31 protein-coding genes and 3 tRNA genes are annotated in these 25,403 nt (G+C 73.6%); 13 read left to right on the top strand and 21 right to left on the bottom strand.

Going from position 1 to position 25,403, the window contains the following annotated elements; genetic code table 11:
* Positions 1–222 precede the first annotated feature (222 nt).
* Both ACLE50_RS03170 and ACLE50_RS03165 read right to left on the bottom strand, forming a co-directional pair.
* Complete coding sequence (locus ACLE50_RS03170) at positions 223–789, bottom strand: TetR/AcrR family transcriptional regulator (protein ID WP_410941811.1); 567 nt, start codon at positions 787–789, stop codon at positions 223–225.
* Positions 790–925: 136 nt separating this feature from the next.
* Positions 926–2,464, bottom strand: coding sequence for an aldehyde dehydrogenase family protein (locus ACLE50_RS03165; RefSeq protein ID WP_410941810.1), 1,539 nt, complete (start codon positions 2,462–2,464; stop codon positions 926–928).
* Positions 2,465–2,568: 104 nt separating this feature from the next.
* Between ACLE50_RS03165 and ACLE50_RS03160 the strand changes: the two genes are divergently transcribed.
* From ACLE50_RS03160 to ACLE50_RS03140, 5 genes are all read left to right on the top strand, one after another.
* Complete coding sequence (locus ACLE50_RS03160; RefSeq protein ID WP_410941809.1) at positions 2,569–2,982, top strand: SCP2 sterol-binding domain-containing protein; 414 nt, start codon at positions 2,569–2,571, stop codon at positions 2,980–2,982.
* The gene (locus ACLE50_RS03155) at positions 2,979–3,761 is read left to right on the top strand and encodes a coniferyl-alcohol dehydrogenase (protein WP_410941808.1); all 783 of its coding nucleotides are present in this window, start codon (positions 2,979–2,981) and stop codon (positions 3,759–3,761) included. The genes ACLE50_RS03160 and ACLE50_RS03155 overlap by 4 nt, the downstream gene beginning before the upstream one ends.
* Before the next feature lie 56 nt (positions 3,762–3,817).
* Positions 3,818–5,095, top strand: a complete 1,278-nt coding sequence (locus ACLE50_RS03150; RefSeq protein ID WP_410941807.1) for a cytochrome P450 — start codon at positions 3,818–3,820, stop codon at positions 5,093–5,095.
* Positions 5,092–6,108 (top strand): LLM class F420-dependent oxidoreductase, encoded by a 1,017-nt coding sequence (locus ACLE50_RS03145; protein WP_410941806.1) that lies wholly within the window; start codon positions 5,092–5,094, stop codon positions 6,106–6,108. Before ACLE50_RS03150 ends, ACLE50_RS03145 begins: the two co-directional genes overlap by 4 nt.
* Positions 6,109–6,220: 112 nt before the next feature.
* The gene (locus tag ACLE50_RS03140) at positions 6,221–7,321 is read left to right on the top strand and encodes a CaiB/BaiF CoA transferase family protein (protein ID WP_410941805.1); all 1,101 of its coding nucleotides are present in this window, start codon (positions 6,221–6,223) and stop codon (positions 7,319–7,321) included.
* Between the two features lie 85 nt (positions 7,322–7,406).
* Here ACLE50_RS03140 and rplA read toward each other — a convergent pair whose 3' ends face one another.
* From rplA to rpmG (ACLE50_RS03070), 14 genes are all read right to left on the bottom strand, one after another.
* Complete coding sequence (gene rplA, locus ACLE50_RS03135; RefSeq protein ID WP_410941804.1) at positions 7,407–8,132, bottom strand: 50S ribosomal protein L1; 726 nt, start codon at positions 8,130–8,132, stop codon at positions 7,407–7,409.
* A 73-nt stretch (positions 8,133–8,205) separates the two neighbouring features.
* The gene (rplK, locus tag ACLE50_RS03130) at positions 8,206–8,640 is read right to left on the bottom strand and encodes a 50S ribosomal protein L11 (RefSeq protein WP_410941803.1); all 435 of its coding nucleotides are present in this window, start codon (positions 8,638–8,640) and stop codon (positions 8,206–8,208) included.
* Between the two features lie 71 nt (positions 8,641–8,711).
* Complete coding sequence (gene nusG, locus ACLE50_RS03125; RefSeq protein ID WP_410942256.1) at positions 8,712–9,572, bottom strand: transcription termination/antitermination protein NusG; 861 nt, start codon at positions 9,570–9,572, stop codon at positions 8,712–8,714.
* A 290-nt stretch (positions 9,573–9,862) separates the two neighbouring features.
* Positions 9,863–10,216: a preprotein translocase subunit SecE gene (gene secE / locus ACLE50_RS03120; protein ID WP_410941802.1), complete on the bottom strand. Its 354-nt coding sequence runs from the start codon at positions 10,214–10,216 to the stop codon at positions 9,863–9,865.
* A gap of 137 nt (positions 10,217–10,353) precedes the next feature.
* Positions 10,354–10,429: transfer RNA gene (locus tag ACLE50_RS03115), tRNA-Trp, on the bottom strand.
* Between the two features lie 111 nt (positions 10,430–10,540).
* Positions 10,541–10,987 carry a MaoC/PaaZ C-terminal domain-containing protein gene (locus ACLE50_RS03110; protein WP_410941801.1) on the bottom strand — a complete coding sequence of 149 codons (447 nt, stop codon included), beginning with the start codon at positions 10,985–10,987 and terminating at the stop codon, positions 10,541–10,543.
* The gene (locus ACLE50_RS03105) at positions 10,984–11,436 is read right to left on the bottom strand and encodes an FAS1-like dehydratase domain-containing protein (RefSeq protein ID WP_410941800.1); all 453 of its coding nucleotides are present in this window, start codon (positions 11,434–11,436) and stop codon (positions 10,984–10,986) included. Before ACLE50_RS03105 ends, ACLE50_RS03110 begins: the two co-directional genes overlap by 4 nt.
* A gap of 32 nt (positions 11,437–11,468) precedes the next feature.
* Positions 11,469–11,636 carry a 50S ribosomal protein L33 gene (rpmG, locus tag ACLE50_RS03100; RefSeq protein WP_410941799.1) on the bottom strand — a complete coding sequence of 56 codons (168 nt, stop codon included), beginning with the start codon at positions 11,634–11,636 and terminating at the stop codon, positions 11,469–11,471.
* Between the two features lie 43 nt (positions 11,637–11,679).
* A tRNA-Met gene (locus tag ACLE50_RS03095) sits at positions 11,680–11,755 on the bottom strand.
* Between the two features lie 38 nt (positions 11,756–11,793).
* Positions 11,794–11,866: transfer RNA gene (locus tag ACLE50_RS03090), tRNA-Thr, on the bottom strand.
* A 135-nt stretch (positions 11,867–12,001) separates the two neighbouring features.
* Positions 12,002–12,307, bottom strand: coding sequence for a 30S ribosomal protein S14 (gene rpsN, locus ACLE50_RS03085; RefSeq protein ID WP_410941798.1), 306 nt, complete (start codon positions 12,305–12,307; stop codon positions 12,002–12,004).
* Between the two features lie 15 nt (positions 12,308–12,322).
* A complete protein-coding gene (gene rpmB, locus ACLE50_RS03080; RefSeq protein ID WP_410941797.1) occupies positions 12,323–12,559 on the bottom strand; it encodes a 50S ribosomal protein L28 in 237 nt (78 codons plus the stop codon).
* 4 nt (positions 12,560–12,563) lie between these two features.
* On the bottom strand, positions 12,564–12,806 hold the full coding sequence (gene rpsR / locus ACLE50_RS03075; protein ID WP_410941796.1) for a 30S ribosomal protein S18: 243 nt from the start codon (positions 12,804–12,806) through the stop codon (positions 12,564–12,566).
* Positions 12,807–12,873: 67 nt separating this feature from the next.
* Positions 12,874–13,041, bottom strand: a complete 168-nt coding sequence (gene rpmG / locus ACLE50_RS03070; RefSeq protein WP_410941795.1) for a 50S ribosomal protein L33 — start codon at positions 13,039–13,041, stop codon at positions 12,874–12,876.
* 83 nt (positions 13,042–13,124) lie between these two features.
* Here rpmG (ACLE50_RS03070) and mrf point away from each other — a divergent pair, with 83 nt between their 5' ends.
* From mrf to ACLE50_RS03045, 5 genes are all read left to right on the top strand, one after another.
* Complete coding sequence (gene mrf / locus ACLE50_RS03065; RefSeq protein ID WP_410941794.1) at positions 13,125–14,429, top strand: ribosome hibernation factor-recruiting GTPase MRF; 1,305 nt, start codon at positions 13,125–13,127, stop codon at positions 14,427–14,429.
* On the top strand, positions 14,429–14,599 hold the full coding sequence (gene rpmF, locus ACLE50_RS03060) for a 50S ribosomal protein L32 (protein ID WP_410941793.1): 171 nt from the start codon (positions 14,429–14,431) through the stop codon (positions 14,597–14,599). The genes mrf and rpmF overlap by 1 nt, the downstream gene beginning before the upstream one ends.
* Before the next feature lie 101 nt (positions 14,600–14,700).
* Complete coding sequence (locus tag ACLE50_RS03055) at positions 14,701–14,898, top strand: hypothetical protein (RefSeq protein ID WP_410941792.1); 198 nt, start codon at positions 14,701–14,703, stop codon at positions 14,896–14,898.
* A 112-nt stretch (positions 14,899–15,010) separates the two neighbouring features.
* Positions 15,011–18,103 (top strand): helix-turn-helix transcriptional regulator, encoded by a 3,093-nt coding sequence (locus ACLE50_RS03050; RefSeq protein WP_410941791.1) that lies wholly within the window; start codon positions 15,011–15,013, stop codon positions 18,101–18,103.
* Between the two features lie 277 nt (positions 18,104–18,380).
* A complete protein-coding gene (locus tag ACLE50_RS03045) occupies positions 18,381–18,971 on the top strand; it encodes a hypothetical protein (protein WP_410941790.1) in 591 nt (196 codons plus the stop codon).
* 41 nt (positions 18,972–19,012) lie between these two features.
* Here the strand turns inward: ACLE50_RS03045 and ACLE50_RS03040 are convergent, their stop codons facing one another.
* The gene (locus tag ACLE50_RS03040; RefSeq protein WP_410941789.1) at positions 19,013–19,249 is read right to left on the bottom strand and encodes a hypothetical protein; all 237 of its coding nucleotides are present in this window, start codon (positions 19,247–19,249) and stop codon (positions 19,013–19,015) included.
* 226 nt (positions 19,250–19,475) lie between these two features.
* Between ACLE50_RS03040 and tenA the strand changes: the two genes are divergently transcribed.
* Entirely contained in the window at positions 19,476–20,144 is a 669-nt protein-coding gene (tenA, locus tag ACLE50_RS03035) for a thiaminase II (RefSeq protein WP_410941788.1), read from the top strand.
* Between the two features lie 54 nt (positions 20,145–20,198).
* Here tenA and ACLE50_RS03030 read toward each other — a convergent pair whose 3' ends face one another.
* The 3 genes from ACLE50_RS03030 to ACLE50_RS03020 all read right to left on the bottom strand — a co-directional run bounded on the left by ACLE50_RS03030 (position 20,199) and on the right by ACLE50_RS03020 (position 22,777).
* Positions 20,199–20,600 carry a phage holin family protein gene (locus tag ACLE50_RS03030; RefSeq protein WP_410941787.1) on the bottom strand — a complete coding sequence of 134 codons (402 nt, stop codon included), beginning with the start codon at positions 20,598–20,600 and terminating at the stop codon, positions 20,199–20,201.
* Complete coding sequence (locus ACLE50_RS03025; RefSeq protein WP_410941786.1) at positions 20,600–21,835, bottom strand: serine hydrolase domain-containing protein; 1,236 nt, start codon at positions 21,833–21,835, stop codon at positions 20,600–20,602. The genes ACLE50_RS03030 and ACLE50_RS03025 overlap by 1 nt, the downstream gene beginning before the upstream one ends.
* Before the next feature lie 63 nt (positions 21,836–21,898).
* Complete coding sequence (locus ACLE50_RS03020; protein WP_410941785.1) at positions 21,899–22,777, bottom strand: class I SAM-dependent methyltransferase; 879 nt, start codon at positions 22,775–22,777, stop codon at positions 21,899–21,901.
* A 109-nt stretch (positions 22,778–22,886) separates the two neighbouring features.
* On the opposite strand from ACLE50_RS03020, the gene ACLE50_RS03015 reads away from it, so the two are divergent.
* Complete coding sequence (locus ACLE50_RS03015) at positions 22,887–23,870, top strand: patatin-like phospholipase family protein (RefSeq protein ID WP_410941784.1); 984 nt, start codon at positions 22,887–22,889, stop codon at positions 23,868–23,870.
* A 94-nt stretch (positions 23,871–23,964) separates the two neighbouring features.
* On the top strand, positions 23,965–24,234 hold the full coding sequence (locus ACLE50_RS03010; protein ID WP_410941783.1) for a hypothetical protein: 270 nt from the start codon (positions 23,965–23,967) through the stop codon (positions 24,232–24,234).
* Here the strand turns inward: ACLE50_RS03010 and ACLE50_RS03005 are convergent.
* On the bottom strand, positions 24,231–25,388 hold the full coding sequence (locus ACLE50_RS03005; RefSeq protein WP_410941782.1) for a GNAT family N-acetyltransferase: 1,158 nt from the start codon (positions 25,386–25,388) through the stop codon (positions 24,231–24,233). The two genes, ACLE50_RS03010 and ACLE50_RS03005, sit on opposite strands and share 4 nt — an antisense overlap.
* Positions 25,389–25,403: the final 15 nt, after the last annotated feature.

The raw sequence follows: 25,403 nt of genomic DNA, 5'->3' as shown, positions 1-25,403 counted from the left end.
GAACAACGACCGTGCGGCGATCGGGTTACTCGGAGGAACTACGGGGAACATCCCCCGGCAATAACGTAACTTACGACATGGTCACGCTGCGTCGAGCACTGCTACCGCACTGCGCGGCACGGACGCCCTCGTTGGGCCCGATCGCGAAGTTCAGCTACTCCGAACGGCGCTGTCGCGAAGTCGATACTCCGACGGTGGCCGGTAAACGCACACCGACGATCATCACCCGTTCGAGGGAGGTCCCGACCCGAGCGGTGCACCGGCGTAGGTCATGATCAGCCGCTGGTAGTCGTCGAACAGGCCGCGCAGCAGGTCCTTGTCCCGCGGGTCGCAGGTCTGCTGGAAACCGGCCATCAACGAGATGCCGAGCACCGCGAGCCGGTGCGCCTCCGCCGCATCGGGCACGACGTCGGCCACGACCTGTTCGAGCGCGGCGCGGCGCTGGCCGTCCACCCGGCGCTGCGCGCGGCCGACCTCGGGGTCGATCGCCGCCCAGGCGCGGATGGCGGCGTCGCAGTCGTGGCGCAGGCCCAGCGTCAGCTCCTTGGTCAGGACCATCCGCTGGAGCGGGTCGGCGGTGGCCCGGGCCAGCCGCACGACGCGGTCGGTCTGGTCGGTCTCCCAGAACTCCAGCAGCCGGCGCACGAAGCCCGACCAGCTGCCGAAGTGGTGGTAGAAGGACCCGCTGGTGACTCCGAGTGCGCGGCAGAGCGGGCCGATCTTGAGCCCGGCGGCGCCGTCGCGGGCGAGGATCGCCATCGCCTCGTCGTAGTACTGCTCGGCGGCCACCTGCCGGCCCGCTCTCCTGGGCACCGTGCTCCCGTCCACGCCTGCGGCGTCTGATCGTGGGCTGCCGGATCCTGTCCTGCGACCAGGGTGCCACGCGCGCGGCGCGGCACCCGGACCGTGTCGCGCCCGCCGGCCCTCAGAAGATCCGGCGCAGCAGCTTCTCGGTGCGGGCGCTGTAGGGCGGGTAGACCAGGGTGGGATCGGGCCGGGTCCGCTTCACCAGCACCGAGCGGCGGTGGGAGAACGTCTCGAAACCGAACCGGCCGTGGTAGGCACCCATGCCGCTGCGCCCCACCCCGCCGAAGGGCAGCTGCGGGACGAGTACGTGGAACATCAGGTGGTTGACCACCGTCGCGCCGGCCGGGACCTCGCGGGTGACACGGTCCGCGGTCGCGGCCGAGGCGGAGAACACGTACACCGCCAGCGGCTTCGGCCCGCGGTTGACGTGCGCGATCGCGGCGTCCACCGAGTCGACGGTGAGCACCGGCAGGATCGGCCCGAAGATCTCCTCGGTCATCAGCGGCGCCCCGAGATCCGGGTCCACGACGACCGTCGGCTCGACAGTGGGCTCGGCGGTCGGCTCGGCGGTCGGCTCGGCGGTCGGCTCGGCGGTGGACTCAGCGGCCGCGGAGCCACCGGGCTCGTCGGCGACGACCGCTCCCCCGGTGACGACGGTGCCGCCGTGCCCGTCGAGCAGGCCGCGCAGCCGCCGCGCCTGCCGCGCGTCGACGACCCGCAGCCCGCCGGTCTCCCCGCCCCGGAACCGGCGGGTGGCGGCCACGATCCGTTCGACCAGCTCGTCGCGCACCGCGGCGTCGACCAGCAGGTGGTCCGGGGCGACGCAGGTCTGGCCGGAGTTCATCAGCTTGGTCCAGGCGATCCGGCGGGCCGCGACCTCCAGGTCCGCGTCCGCGGCGACGATCACCGGGCTCTTGCCGCCCAGCTCCAGCGTGACCGGGGTGAGGTGCGGGGCGGCCGCCTCCATCACCTTCGCGCCGACCTCCGGGCTCCCGGTGAAGAACACGTGGTCCAGCCCCTGGGCGAGCAGCTCCTGGGTCTCCCCCGGGCCGCCGTGGACGACCGAGACCGCGTCCGGGTCGAGGTACTGCGGCAGCAGCCTGGCGATCGCGTCGGCGGTGGCCGGCGCGTACTCCGACGGCTTCACGACCACGCAGTTCCCGGCAGCCAGGGCCGCGACCAGCGGGGACAGCGTCAGGTAGGCCGGGTAGTTCCACGGCCCGATCACCAGGACGACGCCGAGCGGCTCGTAGGAGTACCGGGCCCGCCCGGGCTGCACCGACAGCGGCAGCCCGACCCGGCGCGGCCGCATCCAGCGGCGCAGGTGCCTGCGCGCGTAGCGGGACTCGGCGGCGGTCGGAGCGAGGTCGGCGAGCCAGGCGTCGACGGCGGGACGGCCGAGGTCGGCGGACAGCGCCGCCACGAACTCGCCCTCGCGCTCGGTGAGCATCTGCTCCAACCCGGCGAGCTGGCGCAGCCGCCAACCGGCGTCGCGGGTGCGGCCCCCGGCGAACGTGTCACGCAGCCGGGCCACCTCCGCGGGGATGTCCGCGGATCCGTTCGGGAGAGCCTGTGCGGCAACGGCGGAGCCGGTGCCGGTATCGCCGGCGGACGCGTGGGGACCGGATTCGCGGGCGGGCCGGGCGGTGAGGGACATCGGGCTTCTCCCACGTCGTCGGGGGTCGGGACCCCGTTGACTGTAACGTAACTTACGTTATGTTCAAGAGGCCCGACCGGCCACACGACGACGTGGAGGTACCCGTGCCCGGCTTCGCCGACGAGGACGAGCTCTACCGCTACATCGGGGGGATCTTCGAGACCGCCCTGGCGGACCCCGATCTGGAGCCCAGGCTCCGCGCCACCGGACTGGTGCTGCGCCAGCAGTGCACCGACCCCGACTCGGCCCTGGTCATCGACCTGCCCGGCGGGAAGGTGTGGAAGGGCTCCGACCCCGGCGCCCCGGCCGCCGACGCCACGATGACGATGGCGACCGAGACCGCGAACGCCTACTGGCAGGGCAAGGTCAACCTGACGTTCGCCATGGCCAAGGGCAAGGTGACCGTCGACGGCACCGTCACCAAGCTGCTGCAGCTGGCGCCGCTGTCGAAGAAGCTCTTCCCCACCTACGTGAAGACGCTCGAGAACGACGGCCGCGACGACCTGGTGGTCTCGTGAGCCCCCGGCGGATCGTCGTCACCGGGGCCGCCTCCGGGATCGGCGCCGAGGTCGCCCGGCGGTTCCTCGACGCGGGCGACGAGGTCGTCTCCCTCGACGTGAAGGACCCCGAGGTGCCCGTCACCCGGCACCTGCACTGCGACCTGTCCGACGTCGCCTCGATCGATCAGGCCGTCGCGGCGCTGGACGGCGGGTTCGACGCGTTGTGCAACGTCGCAGGCGTCCCGGGCACCGCCCCGGCCGAGCTGGTCCTGACGGTCAACCTGCTGGGCCTGCGCCACCTCACCGAGTCGCTCGTCGAGCGGATCAACCCCGGCGGCGCGGTGGTCAACGTCGCCTCGATCGCGGGCTACAACTGGCCGGCGCGCCTGGAGCAGCTGCGCGCGCTGCTGGCGACCGACACCGTCGACGAGGGCCTGGCCTGGTTCGCGGCGAACCCGCAGGACGGCAACGCCTACAACTTCTCGAAGGAGGCCCTGATCGTCTACACGATGCTGATGGGCCCCGTGTTCTTCGAGAACGGGGTGCGGATGAACGCCGTCTGCCCCGGCCCCGTCGAGACGCCGATCCTCGGCGACTTCGAGGAGTCGATGGGCAAGGAGAACCTCGACGCGCTGGCCGCGTTCCTCGGCAGGCACGCCACGCCCGCCGACGTCGCGGGTCCGGTCACGTTCCTCGCCGGGCCCGGCTCGGCGTGGGTGAACGGCCACGCCCTCGTCGTCGACGGCGGGGTGAGCGGGGCCGTGCTCACCGGCATGATCCCCGCTCCCGAGATCTGAGCCGGCTCCGGAGCGACCCGTTCCACGCCACTGCCGATCTCGAGGAGGAGATCTGCATGACCACCACCGAGCCCACCCGCGAGTACGACCCGCTCGACATCTCCAGCCAGGAGTTCTGGGCGAAGCCGCCCGCCGAGCGCGAGGAGACCTTCGCCGAGCTGCGCCGCGAGCGGCCGCTGTCCTGGCACCGGCCGGCGGAGACCGACCTGCTGCCCGACCCGGACGCCCCCGGCTTCTGGGCGGTCGTCGCGCACGCCGACATCCAGGCCGTCAGCCGCGACGCCGACACCTTCGCCTCCGGGCAGGAGTACGGCGGCGTGATGCTGGAGGACGCCCCCGAGGACGTCCTCGAGGCCGCGCACTCGATCCTCGCGATGGACGCGCCCCGGCACAACACGCTCCGCAAGGTGATCAGCTCGGTCTTCACCCCGCGCCGGGTGCGGCAGATCGAGGACCAGATCGCCGACCAGGCCCGCCGGATCGTCGACGACTTCGAGCAGACGACCGGCACCGTCGACTTCGTGTCCACGGTGTCCGCGCGGCTCCCGATGTGGACGATCTCGGAGATGATCGGGATCCCGGACGAGAAGCGCACCGAGATCGCCGACGCCGCCGGCGCGATGGTCGGGTGGAACGACCCGGACTTCATCGGCGACGGCGACCCGATGGCCGTGCTGCTCAACGGCCTGATGACGCTGCACACCGCCTGCTTCGAGCTGTCCGCGGCGCGCCGCGAGGAGCCGGCCAACGACCTGATGACCGCGCTGGTACAGGCCGAGGTCGACGGCGACACCCTCACCGACGAGGAGATCGCGGCCTTCTTCGTGCTGCTCTGCGTGGCCGGGAACGACACCACCCGCCAGACCGCGAGCCACACGATCCTCGCGCTGGACCGCCACCCCGAGCAGAAGCAGCTGCTGATCGACGAGTTCGACTCACGGATCAAGCCGGCGATCGAGGAGTTCGTGCGCTGGGCCAGCCCGGTGCTGACCTTCCGCCGCACCGCGACCCGGGACACCGAGATCCGCGGGCAGCGGATCGCCGAGGGCGAGCGGGTGGTCATGTTCTACCACTCGGGCAACCGCGACGAGACCGCCTTCGACGACCCGCACACGTTCGACATCACCCGCACCGAGAACCCGCACGTCGGCTTCGGCGGCGGCGGCGTGCACTTCTGCCTGGGCAGTCACCTGGCGAAGACCCAGCTGCGGTGCCTGTTCCACGAGCTGCTCACCCGCACCCCGGACATCGACGTCGGCGAGCCGGAGTTCCTGAGCGGCAACTTCATCAACGGCATCAAGCGGCTGCCGGTCACCCGCGGAGGCACCTCGTGAAGCTCGGTCTCGCACTCGGCTACTGGGGCTCCGGCCCGCCGCCCGGCGTCGAGGAGAAGGTCGCGGCCGCCGAGGACCTCGGCTTCGACTCGCTGTGGACCGCCGAGGCCTACGGCTCGGACGCGTTCACCCCGCTGGCCTGGTACGGCGCGCGGTCGTCGCGGCTGCGGCTGGGGACCTCGGTCGTGCAGATGTCGGCGCGCACCCCGACGGCGACGGCGATGGCCGCGATGACCCTGGACCACCTCTCCGGTGGCCGGGTCACGCTCGGCATCGGGGCGTCCGGGCCGCAGGTGGTCGAGGGTTGGTACGGGCAGCCGTACCCGAAGCCGCTCGCTCGGACGCGGGAGTACGTACGGATCCTGCGCGACACGATCGCCCGGGAGAAGGTCGTCTCCGACGGCCCGCACTACCCCATCCCGCACCCCGGCGGGACGGGGCTGGGCAAGCCGCTGCGCTCGACCCTGCATCCGTACCGCACGGACCTGCCGATCCTGCTCGCCGCGGAGGGCCCCAAGAACGTCGCGCTGGCCGCGGAGATCGCCGACGGCTGGCAGCCGCTGTTCTACGCGCCACGGCACGACGCGCACTACCGCGAGTCGCTGGAGACGGGCTTCGCCGCACGCGGCGGACGACCGGAGAACTTCGAGGTCGTCTGCATGGTCCAGATCGTCGTCGACGACGACACCGAGGCCGCCGCCGACCGGATCCGCCCGTTCCTGGCGCTCTACATCGGCGGGATGGGGGCCAAGGGCGCGAACTTCCACTACGAGGTGTTCGCGCGGATGGGCTACGAGGACGAGTGCGCCCGGATCCAGGAGCTCTACCTGGCCGGGGACAAGGGGGCCGCCGCGAAGGCCGTGCCCACCTCGATGGTCGAGCAGGTCGCGCTGGTCGGGCCGGAGGCCAAGATCGCCGAGGAGCTCCCGGTGTTCCGGGACTCGCTGGTCACGACGATGGTGGTCGACGGCCCGCCGGACGCGCTGCGGCGCATCCGGGACCTGGTGGGCTGAGAATCATCGGTGGGCCGAGAATCACCGCTACCGGCGGTAGCCGCCGGTTATCGTCGGGCCGGGCGACGCCGGCACCGACGCCGGGCGCACACCTGCGACGAGGAGGCCGAGGGTGACACGAGGCAAGGGACCGCTGGCGGGTCTGAAGGTGATCGAGCTGGCGGGGCTGGGCCCCGGCCCGCACGCGGCGATGGTCCTGGGCGACCTCGGCGCCGACGTGGTGCGGGTGGACCGGCCGTCCGGCGGGCTGGAGCTCGGCTCCGGCGACGTCCCGGACCCCACCCTGCGCGGGCGGCGCACCGTCGCCGCGAACCTCAAGTCCGACGAGGGCCGGGAGACGGTACTGCGCCTCGTCGAGCACGCCGACGTGCTGCTGGAGGGCTACCGCCCTGGCGTCACCGAGCGGCTCGGCGTCGGCCCGGACGACTGCCACGCCCGCAACCCACGCCTGGTCTACGGCCGGATGACCGGCTGGGGCCAGGACGGTCCCTGGGCCGAGCGCGCCGGGCACGACATCAACTACGTGTCCCTGACCGGCGCGCTGCACGCCATCGGGCGCGGTGGGGAGCGGCCGGTGCCGCCGCTGAACCTGGTCGGCGACTTCGGCGGCGGCTCGATGCTCCTGGTCGTCGGCGTGCTGGCCGCGCTGTGGGAGGCCCGCGCCTCGGGCGAGGGGCAGGTCGTCGACGCGGCGATGGTCGACGGCGTCAGCGTGCTCAACCAGATGTTCTGGGGCTTCCTGTCCCAGAACGCCTGGGTCGACGAGCGCGAGTCGAACCTGCTCGACGGGCACGCCCCGTTCTACGACACCTACACCTGCGCCGACGGGCGGCACATGGCCGTCGGCGCACTGGAGCCGCAGTTCTACGCCCAGCTGCTCGACGGGCTGGGGCTCGACGCCGCCGAGCTCGGCGAGCAGTACGACCGGGCCGGCTGGCCCGCGATGCGCGAACGGTTCGCGGAGGTGTTCGCGAGCCGTCCCCGTGACGAGTGGGCGAAGGTCTTCGCCGGCACCGACGCCTGCACCACGCCGGTGCTGGCCTTCGGTGAGGCGGCCGAGCACCCGCATCTGGCCGCGCGGGGCAGCGTCGTCACCTCGTCCGGGGTGCCGCAGGCCGCGCCGGCGCCACGGTTCTCCCGCACACCGAACGAGACCGCCGGGCCGCGCTCGGCCCCGGAGTCCGCCGACGAGGTCCTGGCCGACTGGTCCTAGCCCCCTCGGGGCCGCGAGCCCCGGAACGCGAGAACGCCCCCGCCGGAGTCCGGCGGGGGCGTTCGTCGTCGTGCGGTGGGGCCGATCAGGCCTGCTCCTCCGTGTCCGGGACCAGCAGGTTCCGGGTGCGGTTCGGGTCGACCTGGATGCCGGGGCCCGTGTTGGTGGAGACCGTGATCTTCTTGACGTAGCGGCCCTTGGCGGCCGACGGCTTGAGCCGCAGGATCTCGTCGAGGGCGGCGCCGTAGTTCTCCACCAGCTTGTCGGTGTCGAACGAGGCCTTACCGATGATCAGGTGCAGGTTGGACTGCTTGTCCACCCGGAAGTTGACCTTGCCGCCCTTGATCTCGTTGACGGCCTTGGTCACGTCGGGCGTGACGGTGCCGGTCTTCGGGTTCGGCATCAGGCCACGCGGGCCGAGGATGCGGGCGATGCGGCCGACCTTGGCCATCTGGTCCGGGGTCGCGATGGCGGCGTCGAAGTCGAGCCACCCGCCCTGGATCCGCTCGATGAGGTCCTCGGCGCCCACGGCGTCCGCGCCGGCGGCCTCGGCCTCGGTGGCCTTGTCGCCGGTCGCGAAGACGATCACGCGGGCGGTCTTGCCGGTACCGTGCGGCAGGTTCACGGTGCCGCGGACCATCTGGTCCGCCTTACGGGGGTCGACGCCCAGCCGCATCGCGACCTCGACGGTCGCGTCGGTGTTCTTGCTGGACGTCTCCTGGGCCAGCTTCGCCGCGCTGAGCGGCGAGTAGAGGCGGTCCGCGTCGATCTTCGCGGCAGCCTCCTGGTAGGCCTTGCTGCGCTGAGTCATCTGTCCTCTCCTTCGGAGGTCAGGTCGTGGTGCGAGCCGCGCCGGCTCTCCCACGCGTACGGGAAAAGTGGTCTCAGTCCTCGACCGTGATGCCCATCGACCGGGCGGTGCCGGCGATGATCTTGGCGGCCTGGTCGAGGTCGTTCGCGTTCAGGTCCTGCATCTTGGTCTCGGCGATCTCGCGGACCTGGGCCTGCGTGACCTTGGCGACCTTCGTCTTGTGCGGCTCGCCGGAGCCCTTGTCGACACCGGCAGCCTTCAGCAGCAGCTTGGCCGCCGGCGGCGTCTTGAGCTGGAAGTCGAAGGACCGGTCCTCGTAGACCGAGATCTCGACCGGCACGACGTTGCCACGCTGGGCCTCGGTCGCGGCGTTGTACGCCTTGCAGAACTCCATGATGTTGACGCCGTGCTGACCCAGCGCGGGGCCGACCGGCGGGGCCGGCGTCGCGGCACCGGCCTGGATCTGCAGCTTGATGATCGCGGAGAGCTTCCGCTTCTTGGGGGGCATGTCCTGTCCTCAGTGATCGATGTGCACGCCGCGGCCCTGCCTCGCCGCGGACGCTTCTCGCCGGTACCGGATCAGATCTTGGAGACCTGGTTGAACCCGAGCTCGACCGGGGTCTCCCGGCCGAAGATCGAGACCAGCACCTTGAGCTTCTGGGCGTCGACGTTGACCTCGGAGATGCTCGCCGGGAGCGTGGCGAACGGCCCGTCCATGACGGTGACCGACTCGCCGACCTCGAAGTCGACCTCGACGGCGGGGGCGCCGCCACCGCTCGGGGCGGCTGCGCCGGTGGTCGCGGCCTTGCCGGCCTCGGCCTCCTTCTTGGGGGCCTCGGTCTTGGGCAGCAGGAACTTCACGACCTCGTTGATGGTCAGCGGCGACGGCTTGGACGTGGCACCGACGAAGCCGGTCACGCCCGGGGTGTTGCGCACCGCGCCCCAGGACTGGTCGTTGAGCTCCATCCGGACGAGGATGTAGCCGGGCAGCACCTTGCGGTTGACCTTCTTGCGCTGCCCGTTCTTGATCTCGGTGACCTCCTCGGTGGGCACCTCGACCTGGAAGATGAAGTCCTCGACGTCCAGGGTCTGCGCCCGGGTCTCGAGGTTCTGCTTCACCTTGTTCTCGTAGCCCGCGTAGGAGTGGATGACGTACCAGTCACCCGGGGCCCGGCGCAGCGCGGTGCGGAGCTCCTCCTCGGGGTCCTCGCTCTCGGCTGCCTCGAGGTCGGCGACCTCGTTCTTCGCCTCGGCCTCGTTCACCTCGGCGATCTGCTCCGGAGTCGCGTCGCCGGCCTGCTCGGCCTCCTCGGCGAGGGTCTCCGACGTGGCCGTCTCCGAGGCCTCGGCCTCGTCCTCGACGTCGTCGGCGGCCCGGGTCCCGGCGTCCTGGCCGACCTGGGTCTCGTCCGCGTCGGTCTCGCCGGCCTCGGCACCGATCGCCTCGGCGGCCTGGGTCTCGGCGGCCGCACCGGCGGTCGACTCGTCGTCCGGGTCGGTGTAGTCGCCGGAGACCGCGTCGTCGCCGTGGGCGGCCTCGGTGTCGGCGTCCTGGACGGACTGCTCGGGCAGCGACTCGTCGGCCGCGTGCTCGGCGACCGCGTCGATCGCGGCCTGGTCCGCCGCGTCCTGCGCGGAGCCGGTGGTGCCGGCGCTGTCGGAGGTCACGTCCTACTCGCTTCCTTCATCGGGGTTCCGTCGTCACCGGTCGGTACCGGCCGGCGGCGCGGTCAGTTGCCGTTGCCGAACAGCAGCGCGACGCCCTCGGCGAACGCCGAGTCCAGCACGAACACCAGCCCCACCATGATCGCCACGAACACCAGGACGGCGATCGTGTAGGTGACCATCTGCGAACGGGTCGGCCAGATGACCTTCCGGAGCTCGGCGACGACCTCGCGCAGGAACCGCACGAGGCGCGCGAACGGGGACTGCTTCTCGGTCGCGGTCGCCGCGGCCCGGGTGGGAGTGGCACGGCCCTTCGCGGGCGTGCTGCCGGTGCCGTGACGGGAGGCCCGCCGGCCACGGCGGTCGGCCGCGGTGCTCGGACGCTCCCGGTCCCGCTCCGACTCGCGCTCGTCGCTCACGCCTTCGCCCTCCGCCCGCGACGGGCGCCGTACGCCCGCCGGCGGTCAACTCGTCCGCTCTCGAACCTGTCCTGCTCTGTTCGCCGTCCGTGCCGTCGACACCGGCTCGGCCGGGATCCGGCGGAGACTGGTGTCGGTGGCAGGGGTGACAGGACTTGAACCTGCAACCTGCGGTTTTGGAGACCGCTGCTCTGCCAATTGAGCTACACCCCTTTGCCCCGGCCCACCCTCGCGGATGGCGGGACGGGCACGACCGACTCTCCGGCGTGCCCGGCTGGATCGAGTGTACGGCACCACCTGTGGCGGCCCCGCACCCCGGGTCCTCTACGGCAGGACGACCTCGGCGCGGGCGCGGCCGAGGACGGTCTTCCCGTCGAAGCGGGCGGTGAGGTCGACGACGGCGATCCGCTCGCCCTCGTCCTCGCGCACCTCGGCCACGGTGCCCGACAGCTCCACGGTGGCACCCTCGTCGTCGTCCGGGACGACGACCGGGCGGGTGAAGCGGGTCCCGTAGCTGCGCACGGCGGCCGGGTCACCGGTCCACGCGGTCAGCACGCGACCGGCCAGGGCCATCGAGAGCATCCCGTGCGCGATGACGCCGGGGAGCCCGGCACCGGTGGCGACACGGTCGCTCCAGTGGATCGGGTTGAAGTCGCCGGAGGCACCGGCGTAGCGGACGAGGTCCGCGCGGGTGACCTGCACGTCGAACGCGGGCAGGGCGTCGCCCTTCGCCACGGTCCGCGCGGTCTCCGGGGTGAGGCGCTCGCTCACGCGTCCTCCTCGCCCGCGGCGGTGACCAGCAGCGAGACGGTCGTCGCGACGGGCTCGTCCGCGGTGTCGGTGACCTCGCAGCGCAGCGTCAGCATGTGGTTGCCGGCCCGGGTACGCAGCTCGTCGACGTGGATGACCGTCATGAGCTCGTCCCCGGCGAGAATCGGCCGGCGGTAGGTGATCCGCTGGTCACCGTGGACCATGCGGGTGTAGTCCCAGCCGAAGGCCGGGTCACGCAGGAAGCGCTCGATCACCGGCATGGTGAAGCACGTCGGGAACGTCGGCGGGGCCACCAGGTCGGCGTGCCCGGCCGCGCGCGCGGCGTCGAGATCGTGGAACAGCGGGTCGTCGTCACCGATCGCGGTGGCGAACTGACGCACCTGTTCCCGGCCGACCTGATACGGGCCGGCCGGGTCGAGGACGCGTCCGACCCAGCTCTGGTCGGGCACGAGGAGCTCCGAGGGTCGCTACGCGAGCCGCGTCAGCGGGTCTCGCGGTGCGCCTTGTGCGTGCCGCAGTGTGCGCAGAACTTCTTCACCTCGAGCCGGTCGGGGTCGTTCCGCCGGTTCTTCTTGGTGATGTAGTTGCGGTTCTTGCACTCCTCGCAGGCCAGAGTGATCTTCGGCCGAACATCCGTGGCCTTGGCCATCGCGGGTGCCTCCCAGCAGGTGCTTCGTGTGGTGCGCCAGACGTGGTGACGATGGCCGGACTTGAACCGGCGACACAGCGATTATGAGCCGCTTGCTCTACCGACTGAGCTACACCGTCATGAAAGGGCTCCGCCGAGTACGGCGAAGCCCTTCCGGAGCCCCCTTACGGAATCGAACCGTAGACCTTCTCCTTACCATGGAGACGCTCTGCCGACTGAGCTAAGGGGGCGGCGGCGGTCCCGGCGGGGAGTCGGTATCCCTGCCGTTCACCGACGAGAAGAACTCTACACGGCGGTTCCGGGCCCCCGCGGTGGGGGGTCCCGGAACCCGGTCCGTGCTGGTCAGCCCGGACGTCGCCGGTCGTTCACCAGCTGGACTTGGTCACGCCCGGCAGCATGCCCTCGTGCGCCAGCCCGCGCAGGCGCACACGCGAGACGCCGAACTTGCGCAGGTAGCCACGCGAGCGGCCGTCGACCGAGTCGCGGTTGCGCACGCGGGTGGAGCTGGCGTCGCGGGGCTGCCTGCGGAGCTCCGCCGACGCGGCGGCCTTCTCCTCCTCGGTGGCCGAGGGCCGCGCGATGACGGCCTTCAGCTCGGCCCGGCGCTCGGCGTAGCGCGCGACGATCTCCTTGCGGCGCTCGTTCTTGGCGATCTGGCCCTTGGTGGCCATGTCTTCCCTCTCTCCCTAGACCCGCACGCCGTTGGCGCGGATCTTCGCGACCGCGGCGTCGACGCCGATCCGGTCGACGGTCTTGATCCCCTTGGCCGACAGGCGCAGCCGGACCCAGCGGTTCTCCGCCGGGAACCAGTAGCGCTTCTGCTGGATGTTGGGGTCGAACCGGCGCGAGGTGCGGCGGTGCGAGTGCGAGACGTTCTTGCCGAAGCCGGGCTCGCGCCCGGTCAGGTCGCAACGGGCGGACACCGGGTCACCGCCCCGAGTGCGGGTACGGCAGCAGTGCCATCTCCCGCGCGTTGCGGATCGCGACGGCGACCTGGCGCTGCTGCTGACCGGTCAGCCCGGTCACCCGGCGCGCACGGATCTTGCCGCGGTCGGAGATGAAGGTCCGCAGCAGCTGCGAGTCCTTCCAGTCCACGTGGTCGATCCCGCGTGCGTGCAGCGGGTTCGCCTTGCGGCGCGGGGTCCGCACCGCCTTGCCCTTGGGCGCCATCTCAGTGCCGCTCCTTTCGTTCCGCAGGCTCCACTTGGCGCCGCTCCTTTCGTTCCGCAGGCTCCACTTAGCGCTCTTCCTTGAACTCGACGTGCTTGCGCAGCTTCGGGTCGTACTTGCGCAGGACCAGCCGATCGGGGTCGTTGCGCCGGTTCTTGCGGGTCACGTACGTGGTGCCGGTCCCCGCCGTCGAGCGCAGCTTGATGATCGGCCGGACATCGGTCGTCTTCGCCACTCGACCCTCCTCTCAACATGATACTCGTTTTCGTTTAGGCTACACCGGATGAGTACGACGTCGGACGCGGGAGGCGGCAACGCATGACCGAGCAGCGGGACCTGGACGCCCCGGACGCCGGAGCGCCGCGGCGGACCGAGCTGGTGGTGCTCTGCGGCATGCCCCGTGAGGGCATCGAGCGCACGATCGGCCGGATGCGCGACCTCGACCCGGGCCTCGTCGTGCTGCACCACGACCTGCACGACCTGGGCCGGGGCCGGGTGCACCGGCGGCTGCGCCGCGGGCCGGCCGACGAGCACTCGGTGCTCGAGCTGGCGCACGGCTGCGTGAGCTGCACGATCCGCGAGGACGTGCTCCCGACGCTGGCCGGGCTGGCAGGCGAGGTGGACCGGATCGTGCTGCACCTGGACCCCCGGCTGGAGCCGGAGCCGGTGTGCTGGGCGCTGGGCTCGGTGCTGTTCGACGCCGGCGACGGTGAGCAGGTGACCGCCGCGGACCTGGTGGACCTCACCGCCGTCGTCGCGGTGCTGGACCCGGACGTCTGGCTGGAGGACGCGACGGGCGAGGCGACACTGCCCGAGCGCGGGCTGTCCACGCTGCCCGACGACGAGCGCACGGTCGCCCAGCTCGCCGTCGGCCAGGCCGAGTTCGCCGACGTGCTGGTGACCACCCGTTCGCTCGGGCCGGCGGACGTCGACCGCACCTCCGCCGTCCTGGACCGGCTGTGCCCGACGGCTCCGCGGCTGCTGCCGTCCTCGGCCGACCACCGGGTCTTCGGCGACGGCCTGCCTGCCGAGGCCCGCCAGGGCGTCCCGAGCGGGGTGCACGACCCGCTGCTGCGGGGTGCGCCGCCGCTGGAGGCCGAGAACGGCGTCCGCACCCTGCTGTTCTCCGCGCGCCGCCCGTTCCACCCGGACCGGCTGCACGACGCGATCGACTCGTTGCTCGACGGTGTCGTGCGGGCGCGCGGGCGGATCTGGCTCGCCACCCGCCCGGACGCAGTGCTGTGGCTGGAGAGCGCGGGCGGCGGGATGCGGATCGGGCACGCCGGTGAGTGGCTGGCCGGCGCCGACGAGCAGGCCTGGGCCGAGGCGGGCGACGAGCGCCGCGCACTCGCGTCGCTGGCCTGGCACCCTCGTTGGGGTGACCGGGCCCAGGACGTCGTGGTGCTGTGCCACCACGCCGACCCCGACGAGATCGACGCCGCCCTGCGCGGCGCACTGCTGACCGACGCCGAGATCACCGCAGGTGAGGACGCATGGTCGGCGCTGCCGGATCCGTTCGGCTGGGCACACGACGAGCCCTGTGAGGACCCGGCCCCCGCCGGGCTCCCCGACCCCACGTCCCGCCCGGAGCAGGGCCGGGACGACCGAGAAGGAGAGAACTGATGGCCGTTCCCAAGCGCCGCAAGTCGCGCGCGAACACCCACCACCGCCGTTCCCAGTGGAAGGCGGAGTCGCCGGACCTGGTGACGATCACGCTCGAGGGGCAGCAGCACCGCGTGCCGAAGAACCTGGTCCCGGCCTACCGGCGCGGCCTGCTGCCGCCGCCGGCCTGAGGCCCTTACCCCGTCCTGCACCACCGGGGGCCGCCGTGCCCGGCGCGGACGACGTGATCGTCCGATGCCCGGGGCGGCCCCTCAGGGCCAGCGTGGTCGGCATGTTGATGAACAGCATCCCGATGGACCACCTGGTCGCCCTCGCCGAGCAACGCCGGTACCGGCTGCTTGCCGAGGCCGAGAACCACCGTCTCGCCCGCCGCCTCCCCCGCCGGACGCTCACCGGCCTGGTCACCCGCCTGCTGCGCGGGCCGGGCCCGCACCGGCCCGGGCGGGGCGAGCACGATCTCGCCGGCTGACCCCGGCCGCGCAGGCTCTGTCCGCGCAGATTCTGTCCGCGCAGGTTCTGTCAGCTGCGGGCGGACGGCAAACCGGTCGGAACCGTCGGGGGTCCGTGCCACGATCGTCGGCATGATCCCGGGAGCGTCGGTCGGCGCGCTGGTGGGGCGGAGCACCGAGCTCGCCGCGCTGCGCGCGGACCTCGAGGCGGCCCGCTCCGGCCGTGCCGGGGCGGTACTGCTCGCCGGGGACGCCGGGATCGGCAAGTCCCGCCTGGCCGCCGAGCTGGCCGGAGTGGCCGAGGCGAGCGGGTTCCGCGTCGTCGTCGGGCGGTGCCTGGACACCGGGTCGGCACCACTGCCCTACCTGCCGATCTCCGAGGTCGTCGGGGAGCTGGTGGCCACGGACCCCGAACTCGTCGCGCACCGTCCGGCGCTGCGTGGTCTGCTGCCCGACGGCGGCCCGGCCGCGCCCGGCGGGAACGTGCCCGCACCGACCGACCGGGACTCCGACCGCCTGCAGGTCTTCGACGCCGTCGCCGGGGCGCTGCGCGAGGTCGCCGCCACGGCGCCGCTGCTCGTCGTGCTGGAGGACCTGCACTGGTCCGACCGGTCCACCCGTGAGCTCGTCGCGTACCTGCTGTCCCGGCTGGGTTCGCAGCGCCTGCTGGTACTCGCGACCTACCGCACCGACGACCTGCACCGCAGGCACCCGCTGCGCTCGGCGCTGGCCGAGCTCGTCCGGCTGCCCGCCGTCCGCCGCGCGGAGCTGGGCCCGCTCGCCGCGTCCGATGTGCTCGCCCTCGTGCGGGACCGGGCCGCCCTCACCTCGGGCCGCTCCCCCGGCGGCTCCCCCGCCGAGGACGTGCTGCACCGCATCGCCGACCGCAGCGGCGGGAACGCCTTCTACGCCGAGGAGATGGTCGCGGCCGGGCGCGCGGGCCTGACCGACGCGCTCGCCGACGTCCTGCTGACCCGGCTCGACCAGCTCTCCGAGCCGGCCCGGACGGTGCTGCAGGTCGTCTCGGTCGCCGAGCGGCGGATCCCGCACGACCTGCTGGCCGAGGCCGCGGGCCTGTCCCCCGCCGACCTGGCCGCCGGGCTGCGCGAGGCCGTCTCGCACCACGTGCTGGTCCCGGCCGTCGCCGGTGGCGTCCGGTCGGAGGCCTATGCGTTCCGGCACGCCCTGCTGCGCGAGGCCGTGCACGACGACCTGCTGCCCGACGAACGGGTGCGGCTGCACGCCCGCCTGGCGGAGCTGCTCTCCGGTCGCACCGACGAGCCGGGCGTCGCCGCGGACCTGGCCCGGCACGCGCTGGCCGCGCACGACCTGCCGCGGGCGCTGGCCGCGTCGGTGGCGGCGATGCGCGAGGCCGACCGCAGGCACGGTCCGGCGGAGATGCTCGTGCACGCCGAACGGGCGCTGGAGCTGTGGAGCGCCGTGCCCGGGCCGGAACGGGTCGCCTGCATCGCGGAGAGCACGCTGCACCGGGAGGCTGCCTGGGCAGCCAGTGCGTCCGGGGCACCGGAGCGGGGCGCGGCACTGGGCGCCCGTGCGGTCGAGGTCGCCGACCTGCGCGAGGGCCCGCTCGCGCAGGCGGTGGCGCGGCGGCGGTACGCGATGCGGCTGCTGGACAGGGGTGCCCCGCCGGAGGAGGCGATCGAGGTGGCCGCGGCGGCGGTGGCGCTGCGCGCGGACGCGCCCCCGGACGTCGAGCAGGCCTGGTCGCACGCCGTGCTGGCCCGGTCGCTGCTCAGCGGGGACCGGGGTGAGCAGGCGTGGCGGCACGCCCGCGCCGCACTCGACGTCGCGGACCGGTCGGCGGCGGCCGCAGACCCCGGCGACCCGGAGCACCGTGCCCGCTGCGGCGCCCGGGCCGACGCGCTGATCACGCTGGCGTTCTGCGCCCGGATCGAGGGCGACCCGGGCGGGGCGCGGGAGCGGCTGGCCCGGGCCACCGAGCTGGCCGCGGAGTCGGGCAACCGGGTCGTCGAGCTGCGGACGGTGTGGAACCGGGCCGTGTCCTTCGTCGAGGACGGCCTGCTCGACGACGCCGCCCGCGAGCTCACCGCCGGGTCCCGCCGTGCCGAGGGCTACGGGCTCAGCTGGGGTGGCTACGGCTTCGAGTTCCGCGTCGCCCGGGTGCGGGTGGACTTCCAGCGGGGCGCCTGGGACGAGGCGCTGCGCGTCGCCGACGAGGTGGACCCGGCCGTGTCCGTGCGGGTCACCGGGGTGCTGGTCACCGCCGGGCTGCTCGTCCGGGTCGCCCGCGGCGAGCTCGACACCGCCGAACGTGTCCTCGCCGAGCTGTCCGCCGAGCCGCCCCCGCACGACCAGGCCGCGCTGCTGCAGGGGGTCGTCGGGGCGGAGGCGGCACTGTGGCGCGCCGCGCCGGACGTCGCCGCGGACCGGGTCGCCGACGCGCTGGCCCGGATCCGCGCCGAGTACCCGTACCACCTGGGCGCGCTGGTGCTGTGCGCGCTCGGGGCGCAGGCGCACGCCGAGGCCGCCCGGGCCGCGCGCGCCTCCGGTCTCCCGGACGACGCCCACGTCGCCGCCGCGCAGTCCCGGGTCGCCGAGGCCGAGCTGACCGCGCAGCGCGGGCTGCCGCGCGGTACCGAGGTCGGGCCGGAGGGCCGGGCCTGGCTGGCACGGGCCCGCGCGGAGGCCCACCGCGCCGGGGGGACCCACGCCCCGGAGACCTGGGCCGCGGTCGCCGAGGCCTTCGCCGGGCACGGTGACCACTACCGGGCCGCCGAGGCGCACCTCCGGCGGGCGGAGGCACTGCTGGCCCGCGCGCACGGCGTGCAACACACCCACGCCCCGGATGTCGCGGCCGCGGAGGACGAGCGCGCTCCGTCTCCCGCCGACGACCGCCGGGCCGCCGAGGCCGCCCTGCGCTGCGCCGCCGCGACCGCGGAGCAGCTCGGCGCGATCCCGCTGGCCACTGCGGTGGCGGCCCTCGCCGCCCGTTCCGGTGGTGACGGCACCACTCCCGGCCCCGCGGCGCCGGACGGCGCGTCCCCACTCACCCGGCGCGAACGCGCCGTCCTGGAGCAGGTCGCACACGGCCTGACCAACCGGGCGATCGGCGAGACGCTGTTCATCAGCGAGAAGACCGTCAGCGTCCACCTGTCCCGGGCGATGGCGAAGCTGGGCGCCTCCGGACGGGCCGAGGCCGTCTCCGTCGCCCACTCCCGCGGTCTGCTGCCGCCACACGGGTGACACGGCAGCCCGCCGGCACCCGGTCGGCCGACCGCCGTCCGGTCCCGGCGCCCCGTTCGACCGCACGTGGGTGACTGGCCTGGCACACAATGTGACCAGGACAGCGTCGGACGAGTGGTTCCGTACGCCTGACGGGTGGAGTCGTCACTCCGACGGTTGGAGGATGGGCTGCCGGGATAACACCCTGATGACCCCACACGACAACACGGGCAGGAACCGGCGGCGCGCACCGGTCCCACCGGCCCCGTACCGACTCCCCGAGACCGTGGTGATCGCCATGCCCGCGCCCCAGCCCGCCGTCGCAGTCCCCGGTCCGCGCGGACCGGTCGACTCCGTCGAGCCCTCGCGCGCCGCGACCACCGCTCCGGAGACCGTCCGTACCGATGCGGTTGCCGAGGAGGCATGCGTCGCCCCTGCCGGCCCCTGTGACGCAGGCGTCGAGGAGGTCGCGCCGTCGGCACTGCAGATCCCCGCGCCGCGTACCCCGGTGCCGGATCCCGTCCGGGAGCCGGCGCGTCCGGCGGATGTCCCGGCGCCGCGCACGCCCTCGCGCCCCGAGGAGTCGCGTACCGGGGAGTCTCTCGACCAGATCCCGTGCACCGGGGAGCCGCGCACGCAGGGGCGACGGGCCGGGGGCAGGCACGCCGGCCCCACCGAGCGCGGGCGGCACCGCCGCACCCCGGTCACCGGCGCGCAGCTGCGCGCCGGTGCCGTTCCCGTGGACCGTGCGTTCCAGGTCGTCGCCCGGGTCGGCAGCGTGACCACGCTGGCCGCGATGCTCGTGCTGGCCACGGCCGTCGCCGGGCTCACCGACGGGCACCCGCCCACCGGCGAGGCCGCTCAGCTGTCGATCGCCACTCTGCCCTGACCGCTCTGCCCTGACCGCGGACCGACCGGACGAGCGGCAGCTCAGGCCGCGTCGGGGCGCTTCGTCCCTGCCGCCTCCGGCTGCGGCGTCTTCATGACCTGGTCGACCAGCTCCATGACCAGCCGGTTCCCGCCGAGGCGGTAGCCGAAGTCCTCCCAGGACAGCAGCTCGCGGGAGACCAGCTCCCCGACCGGGCCGGGGTAGACGCGCGTCGCGCGGAACGCGGCCGCCCGGATCCGCATCTTCTCGTGGTGTTCCATGGGCACGGGATCTGACATGGCCGTGACCTCCGCATCGGTGGGAGTTCTCCTCGACGCGCTCTCGGCGCTGAGCCGCCCGCCGTTCCCCATGGTGACGGACCCTCTCGGGTTCGCCGCCGGAAGTGCGCAGCATCTCACCGCCCCGTCATCGGCCGGTTGCCGTCGTGTCGACCCGGTGTTTCGGCGCCGATCACCGGATCCGGTAGGGCCGCAACGACCCCGGCCGGCAACTACGGTGGCGGCCATGGCGGAACGCACACGTGACCTGCTCTGGTCCGATGTCGAAGGCATCCACGAGGCCATCCTGGCGCACCCGTTCGTCACCGGGCTGGCCGACGGAACGCTGCCGCACGAGGTCTTCCGGCACTACATCGTCCAGGACGCCCACTACCTGCGCGGCTACGCGCGTGCGCTGGCGGTGTGCGCGGCGAAGGCGCCGGGCGAGGACGAGACGCTGATGTTCGCCGAGCACGCGGGCGGCGCGATCGCGGCGGAGCGCGAGCTGCACGACGACCTGCTGGGCGCGCTCGGGCTCACCTCCGAGCAGGCCCGCACGCTGCCGGTCGCCCCGGCGACCCGCGCCTACGTCAGCTACCTGCTCGCGACCGCGCACGGCGGGTCCTACGCCGAGGGCGTCGCCGCGGTCCTGCCCTGCTACTGGATCTACGCCGAGGTCGGCGAGCACCTGGTCGGTACCGGCTCGGCCGATCCGCTCTACCAGCGGTGGATCGACATGTATGCCGGGGACGAGTACCGCGCCGTCGTCGACGCCGTCCTGGACGCGACCGACCGGATCGGCGCGACCGTCTCGGCGAGCGAGCTGGCCCGGATGCGCGAACACTTCACGACGACGTCGCGCTACGAGTGGATGTTCTGGGACGGCGCGCACCGGCTGGAGACCTGGCCGGTCTGACCCTGCACCGGGCCGGTCGCAGGCCGGTCCATCCCGCCGGGCCGGCGTCCGCGGTCAGCGGGCGTCGATCCGGTCCGGGATCACCACGTGCAGGAAGAACGACACGATCGCGACGATGATCGCGCCCCAGAACCCGGCCCAGAAGCCGTCGACGTGGAACGGCAGGTTCAGCAGCCCGGACAGCCAGCCGGTCAGCATGAACAGCAGTGCGTTCACGACCAGGCCGAACAGGCCCAGGGTGAGGACGTAGAGCGGGCAGCCGATCGTCGCGACGACCGGTTTCACCACCGCGTTCACCACGCCGAAGATCAGCGCGACGACGATCAGCGTCCCGGCCCGGGTGGCGGTCGTGCCACCCCCGAGGTCGATGCCGCTGACCAGCACCGTCGCCACCCACAGCGAGAGTGCGATCACGAGCGTCCGGACGACGAACGCCATTCCGGGCGAGGCCTGCATCAGGAGATCACCGCCTGTCCGACCAGCGTCTGCAGCTGGGACCGGATCGGGTAGGTACTGGAGGGCACGAGCTGGGTGTAGAAGGTGGCGATCACGTCGTCCACCGGGTCGATCCAGAACGCCGTCGAGGCGAGCCCGCCCCACGCGTACGTCCCGGGGTTGGCGAGCTGCCCGGTCCGCGCCTGGTCGAGCACGACGGAGAAACCGAGGCCGAACCCGACGCCGCCGAACGCGGACTCGGAGAAGATCGGCCGGCCCACGGTGTCGAGGTCGGCACCGCCGGGAAGGTGGTTGAGCCGGGCGAACGCGACCGTGCGCGGGGACAGCAGCCGGACGCCGTCGAGCTCGCCGCCGCGGGCCAGCATCCGGGCGAACCGCAGGAAGTCTCCCGCGGTCGAGGCGAGCCCGCCGCCGCCGGAGAGGAACACCGGATCGCCGGTGATGCTGCGGCCCAGCGCCTTGTTCTCGATCAGCCCACCGGCGCGGGCGCTGTAGAGCGTGGCCAGCCGCGCCCCGGCGTCGGAGTCCGGGTCGATGCGGAAGGTGGTGTCGCGCATGCCGAGCGGCTCGAAGATCTCGGTGCGGAAGAACTCGTCGAGGGTCTGCCCGGAGACGACCTCGATCACCCGGCCGAGCACGTCGGTGGCCACCGAGTAGTTCCATTCGGTGCCCGGCTGGAACAGCAGCGGGAACTCGCCCCAGGTCTGCGCCGCCGTCGCCAGGTCGACGCCGGCGGGCGGCCCGAACTCGTAGCCCTTGGAGCGGTACATCTCGTCGACCGGGTGGGCGTGGTGGAAGCCGTAGGTGAGCCCGGCGGTGTGGGTGAGCAGGTGGTGCAGCCGGACGGGGCCGACCGCGGCGTCGGTGCCGGGGTTCTGCGCGGAGCCGCCGCGGTAGACGCGCTGCTCGGCGAACGAGGGCACGTAGCGCCCGACCGGGTCGGTCAGCTCCAGCAGCCCGCGCTCCCACAGCATCAGGGCCGCGACCGTGGTGATCGGCTTGGTCATCGAGTAGATGCGCCAGATCGTGTCGTCGGTGACCGGCAGGCCCTGCTCGACGTCGCGCAGGCCGTAGGTCGAGGAGTGGACGACCTTGTCGTCGCGGGCGACGAGGATGGACCAGCCGGGCAGGCGGCCGTCGTCGACGTAGCGGCGGAAGTGCTTGTCGATCCGGGCGAGGCGGTCCGGGTCCATGCCGACCTCGGACGGCTCGGCCTCGATCGTCGGGGCGCTCACGACCTCGACCCTACCCGCGTCGGAGCACCGGCGAAGATCATCCGAACCGGGCCCGTACGCCGCTCAGCCGGGCAGGATCTCGTAGCGCGCCAGCCGGTGCCCGCGCAGTGCGGGGACCGCGCGCAGCGCCGTGGCGAACGCCCGCGTGGTGTACGGGATCCGCGCCGCGACGGCGGCGGGCGGCTCACCGGCACCGCACGCCTCGAGCAGGCGCAGGCCCCACGGCTCCAGCTCGCGCGGGTCCTCGCAGGTCCAGTCGACCTCGACGCCGCACAGCGCGCCGCCGGAGATCCGTGCGGCCGCGGCGCGGGAGAGCACGTCGGTGGCCAGGACCGCGCCGGGCAGCATCCGGGCGGCGGTGAACACCAGTCGTTGCACGCCCTGCTCGGGCAGCAGGGTCAGCACCGAGTCGGCGACCACGAGGTACGGGCCGGGCAGCGCGCGGGCGGTGTCGAGCCAGTCCTCGTCCAGCGCGGAGCCTGCGACCAGACTCGACACAGGGCCTGCGACCGGACTCGACACCGGGCCTGCGACCGGACTCGACACCGGGCCCGCGGCCGGACTCGACACCGGGCCCGCGGCCGGGTCCGGCTCCGGCCCTCCCGGCCCCGGCAGCAGCTCGCGGCGCAGCTCGGCCACCTCGGGCAGCTCGACGTCTACCCAGTGCGCGGGGCCCTCACCGCCGAGCCGGTCGGCGCGGCGGTCCAGCCCCGGCCCGAGCTCGACGACGGTGCAGGTCGGGTGCTCGGCGACGAACGCGCGGACCCACTCGTCGAGGATCGCGCCGCGGAGCAGGGTGCAGAGCGCGTCGGCGCGGCCGGGGCCGTCGCCCAGCTCCAGGTCGTCGGCCAGGCCGGCGGCGTGCGGGTCCCCGACGACGGGTCGGCGCCGGCGGGCGTCCCGGGCGCGGGCGTGCAGCGGCGGGAGCGACGTGCGCTCCATCGCTCCGAGCTCGATCTGCCGTCGACCCGTGACCATCGTTACCCCCTGGGCGCCGGAACCTACCGGTGCCGGATGAGGCGGCTCCGGGCGGGCCGGGATGATGGGGATCATGCGGACAGGCATCGTCGCCCCCGGAGCCCACGGCGACGCCGAGGTGTTGCGCCTGCTGGAGCGACGCCGCGCGGCGGGCAGCGCCCCCGGCCGGCACGACGACGGCTGCCGGCTCGCGCTGGTCGTCGGGGGTGGCGGCATGCGCGGCGCCTACGCAGGCGGGATGGGTCACGCGCTGGAGCTGGCCGGGTTCGCCGGCTGCGTCGACGAGGTGTGGGGCAGCTCGGCCGGGGCGTTCATCGGGACGGCGCTGACCCTCGGGCACGCCGCCGACGCCGCGTCGATCTTCCCGGAGGACATGGCGTGCCGGGACTTCATCGACCCGCGCCGGCTGGGGGCGCGCAGGCCGATGGTCTCGCTGGACCACCTGTTCGACTCGATCCTCACCGACACCCGGCCGACCGACTGGGATGCGCTCGCGGCCTCCCCGGTCCCGCTGCGCGTCGTGGTGACCCGGGCCGGGGACCTGCGGGCGCACGTGCTCACCGACCTGCCCGACGGCGACGCATGGCGGACGGCGATGCGGGCGACGGCGACGATCCCGCTGCTCGCCGGGCCGCCGGTCGAGCTGTTCGGCGAGACCTGGATCGACGGCTCGGTGAGCGATCCGCTGCCGGTGGCGCGGGCGCTGCGCTCCGGGGCGACGCACGTGCTCGCCCTGATGACCCGCACCGTCGACGAGCTCACCGCCCGCACCCCCGGCACCCGAGCCCCGGTGTGGGCGCGGTCGCTGGATCGGCTCGCCCCGGGACTGGGCCGGATGGCGCAGGACGCGACCCGGCACGGCGAGACGCTGGAGCTGCTGAGCGACGCCGCGCACCCGGACCGCGCGGACCGGCACCTGCTGACGCTGTCCCCGCACACCTCCGCCGGGGTCCGGGGCCTGACGACGGACCGGCCGCGGGTCCGCGAGGCCGTCCGGATCGGGCGGGAGACGGTGTTCGGGGCACTGCCCGACCCGGTCGGCGAGATCGCGGTCTGAGTCCCCGGCCCGCCCGCCGGTCCCGGTCCGCACCGATGAGTTCCGGGCACGCGCCCGGTCCCCCTTGGTGAACCGGACGTGAGAGGGGTGCCCCGTGCCCGCACCACCGGCGTTCTCGACACGCACCGTCACCCTGGCGCCCGGCGCGGTGCGCCCGCACGACGAGGACGAGTGGCAGGGCGCGCTGATCGTCGTCGACGCCGGTGAGCTGGAGCTGTGCTGCCGGGCGGGCGGGAGCCGCCGGTTCGGCGCGGGCGCGGTGCTGTGGTTCACCGGGCTGAACCTGGCCATGGTGCGCAATCCCGGTGACGTCGACGCGGTGTTCCGCGCGGTCACCCGGGGCCCGCCGCCCCGGCCCGGTTAGCGGGGGTCGGTGGCCAGCAGGTCGTACCAGACGCCGTCGTCGACGATCTCGTTGTCGAAGCCGTGCACGCCGTCGCCGCGGAACTCCCCCACCAGCCGGAACCCGGCCCGCTCGGCGACGCGGCGGCTGGCCGTGTTCTCCGCGGACGCGCCGAGGCCGAGGCGGTGCCTGCCGAGCCCGCCGTCGTCGGCGGGGGTGAAGGCGTGGGTGATCACCGCCTCGACCGCCGCGGAGGCGACACCGCGACCGCGGGCGTCCGGGTGGAGCCGGAAGCCGATCTCGCCGCCGGTCGGGGTGTAGGGCCGGTCCATGGCGTGCACCGAGACCGTGCCGCGGTAGCGGTCGTCGGCAGGGTCGGCGATCGTCCACACCACGGCCCGGCCGAGGGCTGCGTCGAGACCGGCGCGCTGCAGCCAGGCCTCGGCGTCGTCACGGGTGCAGGAGTGCGGCAGTGTCGCGCTCCACCAGCGGCTCGCCGGGTCCGAGCAGGCCTCGACGTGCCGGTCGAGGTCGTGCTCGGCCGGTGCCCGGAGCCGGACACCGGCGCCGTCGAGTGTCCGGACCGGCCACCAGGTGGTGAGCGGGGCGCGCGTCGCGACGGGGTCGTCGGGGTCGGGCAGCAGTACCGCGGTCCAGGCGTCGACCGGGCCGTCCGCGCCGGGCAGCGCCCGGGTGCGGACCCCCTCGAAGCGGAACCCGCAGCGGTGCGCCACCCGCCACGACTCGAGGTGCCCGGCGCGGCAGTCCCACTGCAGGACAGCGGCTTTCGCGACGTCGAAGGCCCAGTCCGCGGCCAGGCGCACCGCGCGGGTGGCCCGGCCGCCGCCCCGGGCCCAGGGGGCCAGGAAGTAGCCGATCGCCGGGACGGGGCCCAGCCGGAGGTCCACCTGGCCGGCGTAGCGGGGAACGCCGGTGTCGTCCTCGGCCTCGACCGCCCAGTTCACCTGGGTGCCCGCGGCCCAGTGCCGCAACGACTCCTCGATCCAGGCCCGCGCCTCGGTCTCGCCGAAGGTCGGCGCGAGCGAGGTCCACCGATGCATCACCGGGTCGGCGTAGACATCGAGCATTCCGGGCACATCGTCGTAACGGTAGGCCCGGAGCGTGACGACGCCGTCGGTGAGCACGGGCACGGATGACGGTTCGGTCACGGCCATGTGGTTTATGGGATA

Source organism: Pseudonocardia phyllosphaerae (assembly GCF_046546475.1).
GTDB classification, from domain to species: Bacteria; Actinomycetota; Actinomycetes; order Mycobacteriales; family Pseudonocardiaceae; genus Pseudonocardia; species Pseudonocardia phyllosphaerae.
This window is presented reverse-complemented; position numbering and strand designations above follow the sequence as displayed.

What these genes read in the sequence shown, in the direction of transcription:
- ACLE50_RS03020 (WP_410941785.1), bottom strand. Translation starts at nt 22,777, where the DNA reads ATGGAGCGCACGTCGCTCCCGCCGCTGCACGCCCGCGCCCGGGACGCC.
- rpmF (WP_410941793.1), top strand. Translation starts at nt 14,429, where the DNA reads ATGGCCGTTCCCAAGCGCCGCAAGTCGCGCGCGAACACCCACCACCGC.
- ACLE50_RS03030 (WP_410941787.1), bottom strand. Translation starts at nt 20,600, where the DNA reads ATGCAGGCCTCGCCCGGAATGGCGTTCGTCGTCCGGACGCTCGTGATC.
- ACLE50_RS03040 (WP_410941789.1), bottom strand. Translation starts at nt 19,249, where the DNA reads ATGTCAGATCCCGTGCCCATGGAACACCACGAGAAGATGCGGATCCGG.
- rplK (WP_410941803.1), bottom strand. Translation starts at nt 8,640, where the DNA reads ATGCCCCCCAAGAAGCGGAAGCTCTCCGCGATCATCAAGCTGCAGATC.
- ACLE50_RS03015 (WP_410941784.1), top strand. Translation starts at nt 22,887, where the DNA reads ATGCGGACAGGCATCGTCGCCCCCGGAGCCCACGGCGACGCCGAGGTG.
- ACLE50_RS03050 (WP_410941791.1), top strand. Translation starts at nt 15,011, where the DNA reads ATGATCCCGGGAGCGTCGGTCGGCGCGCTGGTGGGGCGGAGCACCGAG.
- ACLE50_RS03165 (WP_410941810.1), bottom strand. Translation starts at nt 2,464, where the DNA reads ATGTCCCTCACCGCCCGGCCCGCCCGCGAATCCGGTCCCCACGCGTCC.
- mrf (WP_410941794.1), top strand. Translation starts at nt 13,125, where the DNA reads ATGACCGAGCAGCGGGACCTGGACGCCCCGGACGCCGGAGCGCCGCGG.
- rpsN (WP_410941798.1), bottom strand. Translation starts at nt 12,307, where the DNA reads ATGGCCACCAAGGGCCAGATCGCCAAGAACGAGCGCCGCAAGGAGATC.
- rpsR (WP_410941796.1), bottom strand. Translation starts at nt 12,806, where the DNA reads ATGGCGCCCAAGGGCAAGGCGGTGCGGACCCCGCGCCGCAAGGCGAAC.
- ACLE50_RS03045 (WP_410941790.1), top strand. Translation starts at nt 18,381, where the DNA reads ATGCCCGCGCCCCAGCCCGCCGTCGCAGTCCCCGGTCCGCGCGGACCG.
- rpmG (WP_410941799.1), bottom strand. Translation starts at nt 11,636, where the DNA reads ATGGCCAAGGCCACGGATGTTCGGCCGAAGATCACTCTGGCCTGCGAG.
- rplA (WP_410941804.1), bottom strand. Translation starts at nt 8,132, where the DNA reads ATGACTCAGCGCAGCAAGGCCTACCAGGAGGCTGCCGCGAAGATCGAC.
- ACLE50_RS03055 (WP_410941792.1), top strand. Translation starts at nt 14,701, where the DNA reads ATGTTGATGAACAGCATCCCGATGGACCACCTGGTCGCCCTCGCCGAG.
- tenA (WP_410941788.1), top strand. Translation starts at nt 19,476, where the DNA reads ATGGCGGAACGCACACGTGACCTGCTCTGGTCCGATGTCGAAGGCATC.
- ACLE50_RS03150 (WP_410941807.1), top strand. Translation starts at nt 3,818, where the DNA reads ATGACCACCACCGAGCCCACCCGCGAGTACGACCCGCTCGACATCTCC.
- ACLE50_RS03005 (WP_410941782.1), bottom strand. Translation starts at nt 25,388, where the DNA reads ATGGCCGTGACCGAACCGTCATCCGTGCCCGTGCTCACCGACGGCGTC.